Below are 16416 nucleotides of genomic sequence, written 5' to 3' on the forward strand. Positions count from 1 at the left end.
ATCCGTATTTAGCTTGCTTTATCCCTTTAATTTTTGAAGCTAAATCTTCGTAAATTTAGCCAGTTAGTCCTATGCTTAACAACTCTTACTTACCACAGCAAGGATTGGTTATGACACAATTTAAAACTCACGGTTACGCTGCATCTGAACCGGGTAGCAGTCTAAAAAAAATAGAAATAGAACTTGGCGAGCTTGGTCCTGAAGATGTTTTGATTGATGTGGAATATTGCGGTATCTGCCATTCTGATCTGTCAATGATCAACAATGAGTGGGGTATGTCCGATTACCCACTAGTAGCGGGTCACGAAGTTGTCGGCACTATTAGTGAAGTTGGCAGTGCAGTTACTCAACACCAAAAGGGTGACTTAGTTGGATTAGGCTGGCATTCTGGCTATTGTCAATCATGCACAAGCTGCGGCACCGGTGATCAGAATTTGTGTGCTACCGCAGAGTCTACTATCGTTGGTCGTCACGGCGGATTTGCCGACCAAGTAAAAGCCCACCAGCAAGCCGTTGTTCGATTACCCGACGGAATGGATGCTAAATCTGCTGGGCCGCTATTTTGCGGTGGCATTACTGTGTTTAACCCCATGGTTCAATTTGATGTAAAGCCAACTGACAAAGTTGCGGTTATTGGCATTGGTGGACTAGGTCATTTAGCTTTGCAGTTTTTGAATGCGTGGGGTTGCGAGGTAACCGCATTCACTTCTAGTGAGAGTAAAACTGAAGAAGCTAAACAGTTAGGTGCTCACCATACTATTAACTCAAGAAGTGAATCAGAAATCGAAGCTGCGCAAGGGCGCTTTGATTACATATTGTCGACGGTAAACGTTAAACTCGATTGGAACTTATATATTTCTACCCTGAAGCCCAAAGGACGTTTGCATTTTGTTGGTGCAACCCTAGAGCCACTCGATATCAGTGTCTTTGGGTTAATGGCTCAGCAAAGGTCTATTTCGTCATCGCCAGTGGGCAGTCCAGAAACTATCAGGGCTATGTTGGAGTTTGCAACGCAACACGACATAAAGCCTCAAGTCGAAATGTTTAAGTTTGATAATGTAAATGACGCATTAGAGCATTTAGAGAGCGGTAAAGCGCGATACAGAATCGTATTAGAGAAATAACCTTAACCTAAATTAAAAAACCAGTGCCTCTGAAGTGACCCCATAAAGTTGGACTCATTTCTAAGCGGCAACCAAGGCCTGATTTCGATATTGTATCGGACTCAGGCCTTTTAGTTTGAGCTTAATGCGTTCGTTGTTGTAATAGTGGATGTATTCTTTGATATTTTCAATGAGGTCATTGGCGTCTTTGAAGGTTTCGTTGTGATACATCTCAGTTTTTAATATGCCGAAGAAGTTCTCTGCAACGGCATTATCTAAGCAGTTTCCCTTTCTTGACATACTCTGAAGTAGCCCGTTTTCTTTTAGGTGTTGTTGGTATTTTCTATTCTGATATTGCCACCCTTGGTCTGAGTGTATGAGAGGCTTCTCATGCTTCAGTAGCTTCGCTGTTGCAGCTTTGAGCATGTCTGTGACCAATGGCAATGTCACAGACGTTCGCACCTCATAGCTGATAACCTCTTGATTAAACAGGTCTATCATTGGTGACAGGTATACCTTCTGGTCGTTGACTTTAAACTCTGTTACATCCGTCACCCATTTTTGATTGGGCTGCGTTGCTGTAAACTCGCGCTCAAGGATATTATCGGCGATTTTGCCCACTTCACCTTTATAAGATTTATAGCGCTTAGGCCTTACCTTCGACTTTAGACCTAGTTCATTCATCAGACGTTGAACCCGTTTATGATTAACGAGTAGACCTACTGTTCTGAGGGCACTCGTAATTCTACGATAACCATATCGCCCTTTATGCCTGTGATAGATATCACGTATTTTTATGAGTAAGTCACTGTCGGCACTCGGCTGCTCGAATCTTGAGCGGTGATAATAGTAGACACTTTTCGGTAACTCTACGGCCTTTAATAGATGCCTTAAGCTATGTTTTGCCTTGAACTCTTCGACAACTAACGTCTTGTCTTTGCTTTTTTCTTTCTGGCTTGAGCCAAGGCTTCTAACTTTTTTAGAACATCATTCTCTGCCCGTAAGTACGCTAACTCTTCTCGTAACTCTTCCTCTGTCATCTGCTCTACGGGTTTTGCTGAAGAATCACTCTTTGTCACGGTTGGCCTACCTTTTTTCTGTGGTTTAAGACGGGATATACCACCTTGAGCATAAAGCTTTTGCCACTGAAATAAAATACCAGGAGACGATAGGTCGAAGTGAGCACTGGTATGGCCCAATGACCAATCGTTAGTTTTCATCGTCTTGAGGACATGAGCTTTGAACTCACTAGAATAAGGTGACTGATTATGAATAAAGCTATTTGAGCCGTTTAGCTGGTATACCTGAGACCAATAGCGAATAAGCCGAGCGCTTATATTGTGCTTTTTACTTAAAGCTACAGAGCTTTCCTGCACGGCATGCTGAGCGAGCTTTATTTTAAATATTCTATTGTGTTTGGACATAAAAAGACCCCCAGTAATTGGAATGTCCAACTATTGGGGGTCACTTCACTCTGCACTGGTTTTTTGCTTTTTACACTACTTATTGTGGTCTGGCTCATGAGCACCATTGGTGAGTGAGATAATTCGGGTCTTACTGATCCTATGACGGTATATTTCACGCAAATAGTAGATGGCTTGTTTAACGCTATCGATACTCAAGCGAATATCATTGATAGACGTAAACTTATCTTTATCATGAATTAACTCGCGATATTTTTTCTCGTACATAGGTTTTATTGCAAACCAATTTGTATCTAAGATCTTAGCCGGATTTTCATGACTTTCTAACATCTCTTCGAGCTTCGATTCGTCAAAGGTTGGTGCCTTGATAAAGTCTACTATGGCGTTGTCCAACGTCGCATCGTAACCAAATTGCTCTTTGGCAAAACAACGCTTAATGTAAGAAACAAATAAAGTTAAAAAGTCATCACTCAAACATGGGCTCTTCGCAACTAACGTGGTCAGCGACAAGTTAGCAGATGCACCAATAACTAATGCAAACCGTTTTAGTGTGGTATTTTGAAATAAGCTATTTAAGTGTACTTTCAGGCGATTGAGATCCATGTAAGACAGTTTATAGTCCTTAGGCAATGACACTATAGATACAACCGACGAGCAGTTTTTGAAGAAATGTAAATCTCTGAGGTGCTTCCCGTCATAACCACTTTCTCGGTATTTTTTGAGTGCGTCGCGATAACTGTCAGACTCTATAGGCAACAGACTGATACCTTCTATTGCTTGAGTTTGTTTGTTGAAGTGAGGCAAATCGATAGAACGGAAAAATAGATCATCAATATCTAACTCTTGCGCGCTACTTTCAAATAAGCCACTGCGTTGCTCGTTTGACGATTTCACGTCTACAACAGTTTCTGCGTATGCAACTGCAATTGGACCTGCCAAGCTCATAAATAGGTCGTTCGCATCAAGGCGTATGGTTTCACCTATATCTATCCCCGCCCGACGGAAGTAGTTTTCATCATAGTCGGTTGTAACAGCTTGGGCAGTAAGAATATTAAAGATCTGCTGGCTAATATACTGATTAGCGTGTTTTTCCATTGTATTTACATCAATGAACTGACCTGCAGTTTCTTCGTCAGATTCTTCGGCGTAACGCATGATATCATTTGAGATAAGCATCATCGCGTTCCACGGTCGGATACGGCGCATAATGTCATCTGTTGGCTCATCCCCATTATCCATGCTGTAAGAAAAATTCCATTCTTCAGACAAGTACTTACACAGTAACCGGCCAGCGTTTATGTGTAAGGCTTCCGACATCTCCACTGAGCGATGAGTAATATTGGGTAAGATACAAATACCACTGGTAAATATTGGTTCAAAAACAAAAGATTGATTATGACTCAGCATTTCTTGCTCAGTTCTAATATCAAACGTTTTATTCATATAAGCATATTGCTGAGCGAGACCAAACTCCGAGGCCATGCCAGAGCCTGTACCACCGCCAGCACTGAAAATATAAAAGTACAGTCTCGATTGATTAGCTTTAATCCCACATGAATCAATCAAATAGGAATGAATAAATTTCCATTCTTCGTTACTAAACTTATCGGTTTCTTTGTTTAGGATAACCTTTGCTAAATATTGGCCGAGGATCGGTGCATTACCTGAACCACCAGCATGGACTTCTGACAAGTCCATAATTTTTAGCTTGCTGTAATTTTTCAAGAAGCTGTCACCGCCACTTTTACTTGAAAACTGAATCCGTCCCCGAATATCTTTGTCTAAATCACCTAACATGACTAAAGGCTCGATTAGAAATACGGGTTTGACGTCTTGATCAGAGTGAATATTTAAACTGCGTTGAATCCAATTAAGTGCCTTGCGATCTTTTTCTTTGGCTTTCTTCTCATCGTCTTGAAAATCGCTCATATAAAATATACGAGCTTTGTGTACGAGTGTTGCCACATCTAATGCGATATTAGAGCCACACCGACCTAACCCAATTAGACACACAGAGGGAAAGTTGGGTTCGACGTAATTGGACGACTCGGATGGATTAGTAGAGGGTAAAACTTCACCCCGCAATATATCTAAGTTTTGGAGGATTTTGTTGAGGTCATCCTCGGTAAAGTATTTGTAATCGTCCAGCCCAAGCAAAGCGGTAGATGGCTTTTTAAGAGGTGCCTTTGATGCTGTCGACTCGACCGAAGTCGTTGCATTGTCGTCGTTACTACCCACATCAACGGCCAAATCAGAAAAAGTAGGTTCGATAGGCTCTTTTTTTGGTCCTTTGGACGTATCTTTATTCGCCATTGTTTTATTCCCTTTAAGTTGGAGGCTTAACGCCGAACTATCTTAAAAACAAAGATAGTTCAAAAAATAAACAACCACTAATTAAGAGAATAAAAAAATGCCTAATTTTTAACAGTAAGTCTTTGTCACCATTGGAGTATGTAAATAACTTAGGAACAAATTAAACTGCTAAGTTTAAACTTTCCGGTTGATTCAAAACGTACAAAAGCTCGTCAAGTTGCAACGGTTTCGCGACATAATAACCTTGAATCAGTGGGCAATTATTAGCGATTAGCCAGTCAAATTGAGCTTGGTTTTCGACCCCTTCCGCGACAATTTCCAAACCTAAGTTCTGAACCAGATTAATGATCGATGAGACCAACACCTTGTGCTTTTCGTCTTCTAAAATCGGATCGATAAATGACTTATCGAGCTTCACAACATTTACTTCAATACGACTCAAATAACTAAGAGAGGAATAGCCCGTTCCAAAGTCATCCAATGCAAGCTTAATGTCCATATCCACTAACTGAGACAAGGTACTAAGAACCCCATCATCATTGGTTAATAGGGTACTTTCGGTTAACTCCAACTCTAAAGAACGACCTTTTGGTAACGTCGAAATGATGGACTTAACCAATGTTACTAAACCTGGATCTTCCAATTGTTTTAAAGACAAATTAACTGCAATTGAAAACTTTTCTGGCAAAACCGTTGAACGTAGTAATTCTTCAGCTTGCTCGATTGCCCAACGGCCTAACTCAACAATATCACCAGATGTCTCTGCAACAGGAATAAACTCAACTGGGCTCACTGGACCAAACTCGGGACTGTTCCACCTTAAAAGAGCTTCTGCACTGTTAATTTCACCTGTTCTGCCGTCGTATTTAGGCTGATAATAAACTTCGAATTCTTGATTTTTAATAGCCGGAATAATGGCTTTTGATAGGCTTAACTGATTTGAAATTTGATTAGAAATATTGGGTGAATATTGAACGGCTTTTCGCAAATCTTTGGTATAAGCTTCGTTCATCGCTGCCATCGCATGAAACGCTAGGTTTTCTATGGTTGCACCTGCTGCAGGGTAGATTGCAAAGCCAACCGAAATCTGAACAAATTCTGTTTTACTTGAAAAACGCAACGCTGATTGAAATGCTTCTTGTATCTGATCAGCCCGTAATTGCGCATCACCATCACATTCAATAATACCGCCAAGCAAAAACTCCCCGACCCCAACATGACTCACCACTTCCGAATCACTTTTGGTTGCTAATAGCCGCATCGCACAAGATTTTAGTAGTTCATCAGCACTGCTTTTGTGTTGGCTTGCGTAATAACTTTGGGCATTTTTTACTTTGATAGAAATGATATACGCTTTACTTCCCAAATCTAAGGTGTCTGTAAAGCCCTGTGTGAAGCCATTAAAATTAATTAGACCCGTGATACCGTCATACGCATTTTCAGCCTCTAATTGCTTCATACGATGTTCATTTTGTTGAAGTAGGTCATGTCTATCAACAGAATGAACCTTCTCTAGTGCTAGACGATTGTACTTGACGATAAAGTAGGTTGTTGCAACCAGCAGTGTAATCAAGGTAAATGACGCACTACCTGTCATTTCCGCAAAAAAAGCAGAAGATAATACCAAACCCATGATAATAATTAGTGGGTTAAAAAAGGCGATGGGCACACAGTGACTAAAAACAGGCAACGGCAAAGTTATAACAACAAATAACATGAACACAAAAGTAAGTTCAGGCCAGCCGGTTAAAGTAGGTAAGACGAGCATAGGGAGCATCATCCAACCAAGAGCAATTGCAATAAAAGCTCTGAATAGACTCCAAGTCCAAGCTTTGTAGTTTTCTACCTGAGGTTGTTTTTTAAGGCGTAAATTAGCCCAAAAGAGGCGGCCGTATAGCCCGACCATTAACAACAACCAAGCGGTTAAAAACGGCGTGCTAATATCTTTGAGAAACAGTAGAAAAAAAGCCCCTACTGCCGTTATTCCTAATAGTGGCAACCCTCTCAAATCCGAGTGTAATTTACTCGCCAACTCGGATCTGAAAAAGTTAGATTCAATCTTTGCAATTACTTCCATTTACATCACTCGTATCAAATTGATACAGAATTCTAGTGTGCAAAACACAAGTTAAAGTTGCAATATTAAGTTTCTTGTCAATTTGTTACGAAATGTTAAGACTTAGAGCAATTCGGCTTTTGTTTGCTTGCCTTATATAAGGGCTCCGTCTTAGTTAAGTTTTCGGTTAACTTTTTAATTCGCGTTTCGTGCGAGGGGTGAGTTGACATGAACTCAGGAGGTGAGCCCGCACTCGCTTTAGCCATATTGCGCCACAGTTTCACTGCAGCTTGTGGATTAAAACCAGCTTGGGCCATAAGATTTTGACCTATGATATCGGCTTCTTTTTCATGAGAACGACCATATGGCATCAGTACCCCATACTGTACACCAAGCCCAAGCCCTGCCATTACCATACTTTGAGTTTGCGGGTCTTGAGTTGAGAGACCAATATTTATTACCTGAAGTCCCGTCTGAGCTAACGAACTAGACGACATACGTTCATTAGAGTGGTTTGCAATCACGTGACCGACTTCATGGCCCATAATTGCGGCTAACTGATGTTGGTTTTCTGTTACTTGCAGAATACCGGTATACACACCAATTTTTCCACCAGGTAAGGCAAAAGCATTGATTTGTTCCGAATCGAACAGAACGACTTCCCAGTCACCATTATGAGCATCTTTCGCAACATAAGGCGTGATAGCATCAGCAACACACTGGACAAACTGAGTTAATTTCTTGTCCTTGCTAATAGGAAGTTGCTGTTTCATCTCTTCAAAAGACTGAGCTCCCATAGTAGCCATTTTTTCCTCTGAAAATAACGTAATTTGATTTCTACCAGTTGGTGACTTTGCACAGCCACTAATAACCGACATTAACAAACACGACAACAACGCATACCCTAACTTGCTCATAATCCCATTCCTATAAATTTGGCTAAAAAACCTAATAATTAGTTTAAGTTACCACTGACTACCATGGATGAAAAACCCAACATTTATAAATCATTGATTTAATTAATAAATAAATTTTAATAATTATTGCCCGCAATTTGCTTTAAACCTTTGTAATCAATTTAGTGACGAATAGACACTAAAGTTTAAATAAAAAGAATGAAAAGGAAACTCCGTGAAAAAATTAATGACTGCTGCACTCATGACGACTTTATTATCTGGCTGTGTTATTCACGTTGGGCATAGCAAAGAAGCGAATATAACTTATGAAGACCACTTAGCACTGAGTTCATCAGGCATTACGACACTAATTATTGATAACGGAGCGGGTGACATCATTGTCAAAGGTGATGAACTCACGGACGAGATCAATGTAGATGCTTATATTCGCACCGACAATAAAGAAAAAATTGAGTTCTCACTAGAACGTCGCGGTACTAAAGCCTACCTAATCGGCAGCTATCAATCAGGGATCAACATGTGGAATGGCAATTCTCCTAGCGTCGATTTAACGATTTCGATGCCAGACAATATTGCGGTTGTAATCGATGATGGCAGTGGCGATGTGTTTATGAGTGAAATCAAATCAGACGTTACCATCGATGACGGTTCGGGCTCGATAGACCTAAAAAACATTAAAGGCAACATTACAATTGAAGACGGCTCTGGATCAATCGATATCAACAACATCATCGGTAATATTGACGTTGAAGATGGCTCCGGAAATATCTCTGTCGACGAAGTGACAGGAAAAGTCGTCATCGATGATAACTCCGGAAGTATTTCGGTAACAAACACCGGAGATACTGTCGTTATTGAAGATGGTTCAGGCGATATCCTTGTCAAAAACACCAAAGGATTAACTATCCTTGATGACGGCAGTGGTGACCTAGATATCATCAATATCGACGGAAAAGTTTCTATTGATTAACCAGTAGGGTATACGTTTATGTTACGAACAGTGCGATTTTTATTTATCAATATTGTTGGCGGATTACTGGTTCTATTAGGATTGGTGTTTATCATCATTCCCGGACCTTCGTTATTGTTATTGATCCCTGGACTATTTATTTTGAGCTACGAATACGACGTTGCCAAAGACTGGCTTAAAAAGTGTCAAAATCTTTTAAGCGTTAGTGCAAGGTGGCTAGATGCAAAAATCGCAATGTGGAAAGGACGTAAACATTAACTCCGCAAGTCACTAATTTAGAGACATAAAAAAGCGCTCAAAGAGCGCTTTTTTATTTTAATCTATCGGGTTCGATCATGAGGTTAGACCGAGGAAGAAGCGCGCAGTGTGCAAATGCACATGAGCTTGACCACCAGGGACGGTGGAAAAGCCGAAAATGCAGGACAAAGTTTTCGGTAACCGCAAAACAAAAAAGGCTCCCGAAGGAGCCTTTTCAATAATCAGTTATAAATAACAGATTAGTCTAGGATTGATGCAACAACACCAGCACCTACAGTACGGCCACCTTCACGGATAGCGAAACGTAGGCCTTCGTCCATCGCGATTGGAGCGATTAGCTCAACAACCATCTTGATGTTGTCACCTGGCATTACCATTTCTACGCCTTCTGGTAACTCAACTGCACCTGTTACGTCTGTTGTACGGAAGTAGAACTGTGGACGGTAACCTTTGAAGAATGGAGTATGACGACCACCTTCTTCTTTAGATAGTACGTATACTTCTGATTCGAACTTAGTGTGTGGGTTGATTGAACCTGGCTTCGCTAGTACTTGACCACGCTCAACTTCGTCACGCTTAGTACCACGTAACAATGCACCAATGTTCTCACCTGCACGACCTTCGTCTAGAAGCTTACGGAACATCTCAACACCTGTACAAGTTGTCTTTGTAGTTTCTTTGATACCTACGATTTCAACTTCGTCACCAGTATTGATGATACCGCGCTCAACACGACCTGTTACTACTGTACCACGACCTGAGATTGAGAATACGTCTTCGATAGGCATGATGAATGGCTTATCGATGTCACGCTCTGGCTCTGGGATGTATGAATCTAGCGCTTCTGCTAATTCAACAATCTTGTCTTCCCACTCTTTCTCGCCTTCTAGTGCTTTAAGAGCTGAACCTTGGATTAATGGTAGGTCGTCACCTGGGAATTCGTACTCAGAAAGTAGTTCACGTACTTCCATTTCTACTAATTCTAGTAACTCTTCGTCGTCTACCATGTCACATTTGTTCATGAATACTACGATGTAAGGTACACCAACCTGACGTGAAAGTAGGATGTGCTCACGAGTCTGTGGCATTGGACCGTCTGTTGCAGCAACAACTAGGATCGCGCCGTCCATCTGTGCAGCACCAGTGATCATGTTTTTAACATAGTCAGCGTGTCCTGGACAGTCTACGTGTGCGTAGTGACGAGTTGGAGTGTCGTACTCAACGTGTGAAGTTGAGATTGTGATACCACGCTCACGCTCTTCTGGAGCATTATCGATTTGTGCGAAATCTTTTGCTTCACCACCGTATACTTTTGCAAGTACGTTTGTGATTGCTGCAGTTAGTGTAGTTTTACCGTGGTCAACGTGACCGATTGTACCAACGTTAACGTGCGGTTTCGTACGTTCAAACTTTTCTCTTGCCATTTTTAAGTTTCCTTAAATTTAAAGTGATCTAATTGTAGACCTATATATTAAAAATATAATTAAGTTCGTGCTGACATTATTTTTTCAGCAACATTGTTAGGCGCTTCCGCGTACTTTAGGAATTCCATAGAGTACGAAGCACGCCCCTGAGTTGCCGAACGCAAGTCAGTGGCATAACCAAACATTTCCGCTAGTGGCACCTGTGCGTTGACGGCTTTCATGCCTGCTGGTGCTTCTTCCATTCCTTCAATCATGCCTCGACGGCGGTTTAAGTCACCTACTACATCACCCATAGATTCTTCAGGTGTGATAACTTCAACTTTCATCATTGGCTCTAAAAGCTTTGGTTGAGCGTCCAAGGCACCGTTTTTAAATGCCATTGAACCGGCAATTTTAAACGCCATTTCGTTAGAGTCAACATCATGGAAAGATCCATCGAATAATGTTGCTTTAACGCCTAAAACTGGGTAACCCGCAAGCACACCATTTTTCATCTGCTCTTGGATACCTTTATCAACCGCAGGAATGTATTCCTTAGGAACAACACCACCAACAATGTCATTTACGAATTCGTAAGTTTCATCATTGTCAATGCTCATAGGCTCTAGCTTCAACCAGACGTGACCGTATTGACCACGGCCACCAGACTGGCGTACAAATTTACCTTCAACTTCGACAGGCTTAGTAATGCATTCACGATAAGCAACCTGAGGGTTACCAACGTTACATTCAACACTAAATTCGCGACGCATACGGTCAACGATAATGTCTAAGTGAAGTTCGCCCATACCCGAGATGATGGTTTGACCCGACTCTTCGTCTGTCTCAACTCTAAATGACGGATCTTCAGCAGCTAGTTTACCTAGTGCTATACCCATCTTCTCTTGATCGGCTTGTGATTTCGGCTCTACCGCAACAGAAATAACAGGATCTGGGAATTCCATACGCTCTAACGTGATCTTATTATCAGTATCACATAGAGTGTCACCTGTGGTTACTTGCTTAAGGCCTACCGCGGCTGCGATATCCCCTGCACGAACCTCTTTGATTTCTTCACGGTTATTTGAGTGCATCTGTACGATACGCCCAAAACGCTCTTTCTTGCCTTTAACTGGGTTATAAACACTGTCACCAGTTTTTACTACACCTGAATAAACACGGAAGAACGTGAGAGTACCAACGAATGGGTCGGTAGCGATTTTAAACGCTAACGCCGCAAAAGGTTCGTCATCATCTGCATGACGCTCGCCTTCTGACTCATCATCATTGATACCTTTAATCGCTGGAACATCTACTGGCGATGGCATAAATTCCACCACCATATCGAGTACTGCTTGTACCCCTTTGTTCTTAAATGCTGAGCCACATGCACAAAGAACAATTTCGTTTCTCAAAGTACGCTGGCGTAGCGCATCTTTGATTTCCTCTTCAGTAAGCTCTTCACCTTCAAGATACTTATCCATCAACTCGTCATTCGCTTCAGCCGCCGCTTCGATCATCTCTTGGCGGTAGTTTTCAGCGTCATCAAGCATATCTGCTGGAATGTCTTCGTAGGTAAAGGTCATACCGTTGTCGGCTTCGTTCCAGTTGATCGCTTTCATTTTGAAAAGATCAACCACACCGCGGAAGTTATCCTCGGCACCGATTGGTAACTGAACAGGAACTGGGGTTGCGCCTAGACGGTTTTTGATTTGGTCGACAACTGACAAGAAGTCAGCACCGGCACGGTCCATCTTATTGACGAAAACCATACGCGGCACGTGATATTTATCAGCCTGGCGCCAAACTGTTTCTGTTTGTGGTTGTACACCAGAAGATGCACACAACACTACGGTAGCACCATCAAGCACTCGTAAAGAACGTTCTACTTCAATCGTGAAGTCTACGTGTCCCGGAGTGTCGATAATGTTAATACGGTGCTCTTCAAATTGAGCATCCATCCCGCGCCAGAAACAGGTTGTAGCAGCAGAGGTTATGGTAATACCACGCTCCTGCTCCTGCTCCATCCAGTCCATGGTCGCAGCACCATCGTGCACTTCACCGATCTTATGAGAAAGACCTGTATAAAATAGTACACGCTCAGTTGTTGTTGTTTTACCAGCGTCAACGTGAGCCACGATACCGATATTGCGATATCGTTCAATTGGTGTCTTACGCGCCATATATTCCTCTTTGATGTTCCAAAATTAGTGTGTTGCTTACCAACGGTAGTGAGCGAATGCTTTGTTAGCTTCAGCCATTTTATGAACGTCTTCACGTTTCTTAACAGCAGAACCTTTGTTGTCAATCGCATCAGTGATTTCGTTAGCTAGACGCAACGCCATTGATTTCTCACCTCGTTTACGGGCAGCTTCAACTAACCAACGCATGGCTAGAGTGTTACGACGAACAGGGCGTACTTCTACTGGAACTTGGTAAGTAGAACCACCAACACGGCGAGATTTAACCTCGACGCTTGGGCGTACGTTATCTAGTGCTTCGTCTAAAACTACAAGGTGATCTTTACCTGTTTTTTCAGCGGCTACGTCTAGTGCACCGTAGATGATTTTTTCAGCTACTGCTTTTTTACCATCTAACATCACTACGTTGATGAATTTGGTCAATAACTCAGATCCGAACTTAGGATCTGGAAGAACTTTACGTTGACCTACGACTCTTCTTCTTGGCATTTTAAATTCTCCGATTTGCTTCAGGAATAACCCAAAACTAATAAATTAAGTTTGCTTGGCCTTACTAACGGAGAACCGTTATGATTTAGGCTTCTTCGTACCGTATTTAGAACGGCCCGCTTTACGGTCAGCTACGCCCGCACAGTCAAGTGCACCACGAACAGTGTGGAAACGTACACCAGGTAAGTCTTTAACACGACCACCACGGATTAGGATTACACTGTGCTCTTGAAGGTTGTGACCTTCACCACCGATGTAAGATGTTACTTCGTTACCATTAGTTAGACGAACACGAGCTACTTTACGTAGTGCAGAGTTCGGCTTCTTAGGTGTTGTTGTATAAACACGAGTACATACACCACGTCTTTGAGGACAAGCGTCCAATGCCTCAGACATATTGCGTTTTGTCTTTTGGCGACGAGGCTTACGTACCAACTGGTTAATAGTTGCCATTAATAAGCTCCTGATTAGTTGTTACTACCCATTTTGGCGCACTATTGCGCCTCCCCTAAATTTAGGGGTGCGGTATTCTAATGTTCAGTTTTTAAACTGTCAACAATATGTGATTTTGTTTAGCGAAAATACTGGCTTTCCGAGCCAATTCTTGGAAATTTTTAGTTCTGGGCTGAAGTTTTATTAATTTATCCGTCGATTCATCATTTTGTGGTGGCGGTATTGAGTGGGGGCTTGGCCAAAAAGAGATTTAAAGGACTTACTAAAATGACTGACATTTAAAAACCCTACCGAAAAACTCGTCTCGGTAATTTGATGGCCCTGCTCTAACATTCGCGCGGCAACTTTCAACCTTTCTTGTTGTTGAAAAACAATGGGGGTACACCCTAAATGACGCTTAAAAGCACTAAAAAACTTGGTCCTTCCCATCACTGCGATTCGGCACAAACACTCAATGTCCAAAGGTTGGGTCAAATTATCAAGAATGTATCGAGTGACTGCGTTTATATGATTTGCTTCTGGATCGCGCTCACTGTAAGCGATAATAAAGTCACGTGTCTGTTGCCGCAAAAGCCGTGCACTTAATTCATTTATAGCCAGATCGATTAGATACTGGCGATCGGGTGCATTTTCCGTATACAGCTCTACTATTCTGGTCAGTAGCGCCTGGGTTTGATCTGTATGGTGGGCGTGTACCGCTTGGTGTCGATAATGCCATTCGCCAAATATAGGTTCGGGCGGCGTTGTGCTATTAAGGTGATCAGCCACCTTTTGAACACGCTCTTTTGCTATTTCAATCGCTATACAGGTCGTCGGTTCATTGATTTTAGCGTCGGGGAAATCTATCTCTACCTTTTGGTCCGGCGCCAAAACAAAGGATTCGTGCGGTAAAAATATTGAGCCTTGATCACCAAGGTGCATTATCTTTCTGCCCGACACCATACCGCAGTACAAAAGTTGATCCGATTGTAGTGCGACACCTGTTGCAGCGCTGTACGTATCATATATGCCAAGCTCACTTTCTTCCGCCGCAAACGTGACTTTATTTTCCACCAAAACCGAAGGCTGCCGTTTTATCGGATTATTAATAATCATTGTCTTCTCCCTGTTCGCGTACTGACGAGCAACACTTTTGAACTTTAAGCAAAGCAGTGCCTTTTGATTTTAGTTAATTTATTTCGGATCTGTTCAAAAAACAATCACAAATAATAAAAACAAAATTAATGTCAAATTTAGACACAGGACACCAACATGATTTATGCAAAGCCCGGAGCCGAAGGCTCTATCTTAACCTTTAAGAATCAGTACCAAAATTACATAGGTGGTGAATGGGTACCACCGGTCGATAACAATTATTTCAATAACGTCAGTCCGGTAGATGGACAGGCTTTTTGTCAGATACCACGTTCCAATCACAAAGACATCAACCTAGCGCTTGACGCTGCCCACCAGGCTCGTGAAAGCTGGGGGAAAACCTCCGTCACTGAGCGTTCTAACCTGTTGTTGAAAATTGCCGATATTATTGAAAGTAATAATGAGTTGTTGGCCGTAGCCGAGACTTGGGACAATGGTAAAGCAGTACGCGAAACCCTAGCTGCCGATATTCCCCTGGCAGCAGACCACTTCCGTTACTTTGCAGGCTGTATTCGAGCTCAAGAGGGTTCGTTAGCCGAACTTGACGAACACACTATGGCCTATCATATCCATGAGCCTCTGGGGGTCGTAGGCCAGATCATTCCTTGGAACTTTCCAATTTTAATGGCCGCGTGGAAGTTAGGTCCGGCACTGGCAGCAGGTAATTGTGTGGTATTAAAGCCAGCAGAACAAACACCTGCTTCGATATTAGTCTTGTTAGAGCTAATTGACGGGATATTACCCGCAGGTGTGCTCAATGTCGTGAACGGTTTTGGTAAAGAAGCAGGTGAAGCACTGGCAACCAGCGACCGCATAGCCAAAATTGCTTTTACAGGTTCAACGCCGGTCGGCTCTCATATTCTAAAATGTGCAGCAGATAACATTATTCCATCTACCGTCGAGTTGGGTGGCAAGTCACCAAACTTATACTTTCCTGATGTTATGGATCACGAAGACGAATACCTAAGCAAGTGTATTGAAGGTGCTGTCTTAGCGTACTTCAATCAAGGCGAGGTCTGTACCTGCCCGTCTCGTTTATTTGTTCACGAGGACATATACGATACATTTATCGACAAGGTCATTGAGCGCAGTCAACAGATTAAGCGCGGCAATCCACTAGATACCGATACAATGGTTGGTGCGCAAGCCTCTCAAGAGCAATTTGATAAAATTCTAACCTATATTGATATTGGTAAAAAAGAAGGTGCCAAGGTACTTATTGGTGGCGGTGTCGAAAAAACCGAGTCTGAATTCAACAATGGCTACTACATTCAACCTACTTTGCTTGAAGGTCACAACAAGATGCGTGTTTTTCAAGAAGAGATTTTTGGTCCGGTTATTTCAGTCAGTAAGTTCAAAGACGAAGCGGAAGCACTTGAGTTAGCGAATCAAACCGAATTTGGCCTAGGTGCAGGTGTGTGGACACGTGATATGAATAAAGCGTTTAGAATGGGCAGAGGTATTCAAGCGGGTCGCGTATGGACCAATTGTTACCACATGTATCCAGCTCATGCCGCTTTTGGAGGATATAAGAAATCTGGTGTTGGCAGAGAAACTCACAAAATGGCGCTAGAGCATTACCAGCAAACTAAAAACCTACTGGTGAGCTATGACATTAATCCACTTGGCTTTTTTTAATGAGCTTGATTAAGTGTCGAAGCGTAACTGATTTGATAGTTTAGCTATAAAAAAGCC

Annotated in this window: 13 protein-coding genes and 1 pseudogene; 4 read left to right on the forward strand and 10 right to left on the reverse strand. The window is 42.2% G+C overall.

Annotation, left to right across the window (positions count from 1 at the left end; translation table 11 throughout):
- Positions 1–110 precede the first annotated feature (110 nt).
- Positions 111–1124 (forward strand): NADPH-dependent aldehyde reductase Ahr, encoded by a 1014-nt coding sequence (gene ahr, locus J1N51_RS08400; protein ID WP_208830309.1) that lies wholly within the window; start codon positions 111–113, stop codon positions 1122–1124.
- A gap of 60 nt (positions 1125–1184) precedes the next feature.
- Here the strand turns inward: ahr and J1N51_RS08405 are convergent.
- From J1N51_RS08405 to J1N51_RS08425, 5 genes and pseudogenes are all read right to left on the reverse strand, one after another.
- A pseudogene (locus J1N51_RS08405) lies at positions 1185–2024 on the reverse strand (IS3 family transposase); the annotation flags it as partial.
- 2 nt (positions 2025–2026) lie between these two features.
- A complete protein-coding gene (locus J1N51_RS08410) occupies positions 2027–2527 on the reverse strand; it encodes a helix-turn-helix domain-containing protein (protein ID WP_208830311.1) in 501 nt (166 codons plus the stop codon).
- A 75-nt stretch (positions 2528–2602) separates the two neighbouring features.
- Positions 2603–4840, reverse strand: a complete 2238-nt coding sequence (locus J1N51_RS08415; protein WP_232842771.1) for a hypothetical protein — start codon at positions 4838–4840, stop codon at positions 2603–2605.
- Between the two features lie 160 nt (positions 4841–5000).
- Positions 5001–6917 (reverse strand): bifunctional diguanylate cyclase/phosphodiesterase, encoded by a 1917-nt coding sequence (locus tag J1N51_RS08420; protein ID WP_208830313.1) that lies wholly within the window; start codon positions 6915–6917, stop codon positions 5001–5003.
- Positions 6918–7012: 95 nt separating this feature from the next.
- Positions 7013–7813 (reverse strand): M48 family metallopeptidase, encoded by an 801-nt coding sequence (locus J1N51_RS08425; RefSeq protein WP_208830315.1) that lies wholly within the window; start codon positions 7811–7813, stop codon positions 7013–7015.
- Positions 7814–8027: 214 nt separating this feature from the next.
- Here J1N51_RS08425 and J1N51_RS08430 point away from each other — a divergent pair, with 214 nt between their 5' ends.
- Together J1N51_RS08430 and J1N51_RS08435 are read left to right on the forward strand one after the other, a co-directional pair.
- Positions 8028–8783, forward strand: a complete 756-nt coding sequence (locus J1N51_RS08430; protein WP_208830317.1) for a DUF4097 family beta strand repeat-containing protein — start codon at positions 8028–8030, stop codon at positions 8781–8783.
- Between the two features lie 18 nt (positions 8784–8801).
- Positions 8802–9041 (forward strand): PGPGW domain-containing protein, encoded by a 240-nt coding sequence (locus J1N51_RS08435; protein ID WP_208830319.1) that lies wholly within the window; start codon positions 8802–8804, stop codon positions 9039–9041.
- Between the two features lie 239 nt (positions 9042–9280).
- On the opposite strand, the gene tuf is transcribed toward J1N51_RS08435, so the two are convergent.
- From tuf to J1N51_RS08460, 5 genes are all read right to left on the reverse strand, one after another.
- Entirely contained in the window at positions 9281–10465 is a 1185-nt protein-coding gene (gene tuf / locus J1N51_RS08440) for an elongation factor Tu (RefSeq protein ID WP_208830321.1), read from the reverse strand.
- A gap of 59 nt (positions 10466–10524) precedes the next feature.
- A complete protein-coding gene (gene fusA, locus J1N51_RS08445; RefSeq protein ID WP_208830330.1) occupies positions 10525–12627 on the reverse strand; it encodes an elongation factor G in 2103 nt (700 codons plus the stop codon).
- A gap of 36 nt (positions 12628–12663) precedes the next feature.
- A complete protein-coding gene (gene rpsG, locus J1N51_RS08450; RefSeq protein ID WP_208830346.1) occupies positions 12664–13134 on the reverse strand; it encodes a 30S ribosomal protein S7 in 471 nt (156 codons plus the stop codon).
- Positions 13135–13212: 78 nt separating this feature from the next.
- Positions 13213–13587, reverse strand: coding sequence for a 30S ribosomal protein S12 (gene rpsL, locus J1N51_RS08455; RefSeq protein WP_208830347.1), 375 nt, complete (start codon positions 13585–13587; stop codon positions 13213–13215).
- A 183-nt stretch (positions 13588–13770) separates the two neighbouring features.
- Complete coding sequence (locus J1N51_RS08460; protein WP_208830349.1) at positions 13771–14682, reverse strand: AraC family transcriptional regulator; 912 nt, start codon at positions 14680–14682, stop codon at positions 13771–13773.
- Between the two features lie 156 nt (positions 14683–14838).
- On the opposite strand from J1N51_RS08460, the gene exaC reads away from it, so the two are divergent.
- Positions 14839–16359: an acetaldehyde dehydrogenase ExaC gene (gene exaC / locus J1N51_RS08465; protein WP_208830351.1), complete on the forward strand. Its 1521-nt coding sequence runs from the start codon at positions 14839–14841 to the stop codon at positions 16357–16359.
- Positions 16360–16416: the final 57 nt, after the last annotated feature.

Source organism: Psychrosphaera ytuae, assembly GCF_017638545.1.
Lineage (GTDB): Bacteria > Pseudomonadota > Gammaproteobacteria > Enterobacterales > Alteromonadaceae > Psychrosphaera > Psychrosphaera ytuae.

Coding starts and splice junctions, on each gene's coding strand:
- ahr (WP_208830309.1), top strand. CDS start 111: ATGACACAATTTAAAACTCACGGTTACGCTGCATCTGAACCGGGTAGC.
- J1N51_RS08410 (WP_208830311.1), bottom strand. CDS start 2,527: ATGTCCAAACACAATAGAATATTTAAAATAAAGCTCGCTCAGCATGCC.
- J1N51_RS08415 (WP_232842771.1), bottom strand. CDS start 4,840: ATGGCGAATAAAGATACGTCCAAAGGACCAAAAAAAGAGCCTATCGAA.
- J1N51_RS08420 (WP_208830313.1), bottom strand. CDS start 6,917: ATGGAAGTAATTGCAAAGATTGAATCTAACTTTTTCAGATCCGAGTTG.
- J1N51_RS08425 (WP_208830315.1), bottom strand. CDS start 7,813: ATGAGCAAGTTAGGGTATGCGTTGTTGTCGTGTTTGTTAATGTCGGTT.
- J1N51_RS08435 (WP_208830319.1), top strand. CDS start 8,802: ATGTTACGAACAGTGCGATTTTTATTTATCAATATTGTTGGCGGATTA.
- tuf (WP_208830321.1), bottom strand. CDS start 10,465: ATGGCAAGAGAAAAGTTTGAACGTACGAAACCGCACGTTAACGTTGGT.
- fusA (WP_208830330.1), bottom strand. CDS start 12,627: ATGGCGCGTAAGACACCAATTGAACGATATCGCAATATCGGTATCGTG.
- rpsG (WP_208830346.1), bottom strand. CDS start 13,134: ATGCCAAGAAGAAGAGTCGTAGGTCAACGTAAAGTTCTTCCAGATCCT.
- rpsL (WP_208830347.1), bottom strand. CDS start 13,587: ATGGCAACTATTAACCAGTTGGTACGTAAGCCTCGTCGCCAAAAGACA.
- J1N51_RS08460 (WP_208830349.1), bottom strand. CDS start 14,682: ATGATTATTAATAATCCGATAAAACGGCAGCCTTCGGTTTTGGTGGAA.
- exaC (WP_208830351.1), top strand. CDS start 14,839: ATGATTTATGCAAAGCCCGGAGCCGAAGGCTCTATCTTAACCTTTAAG.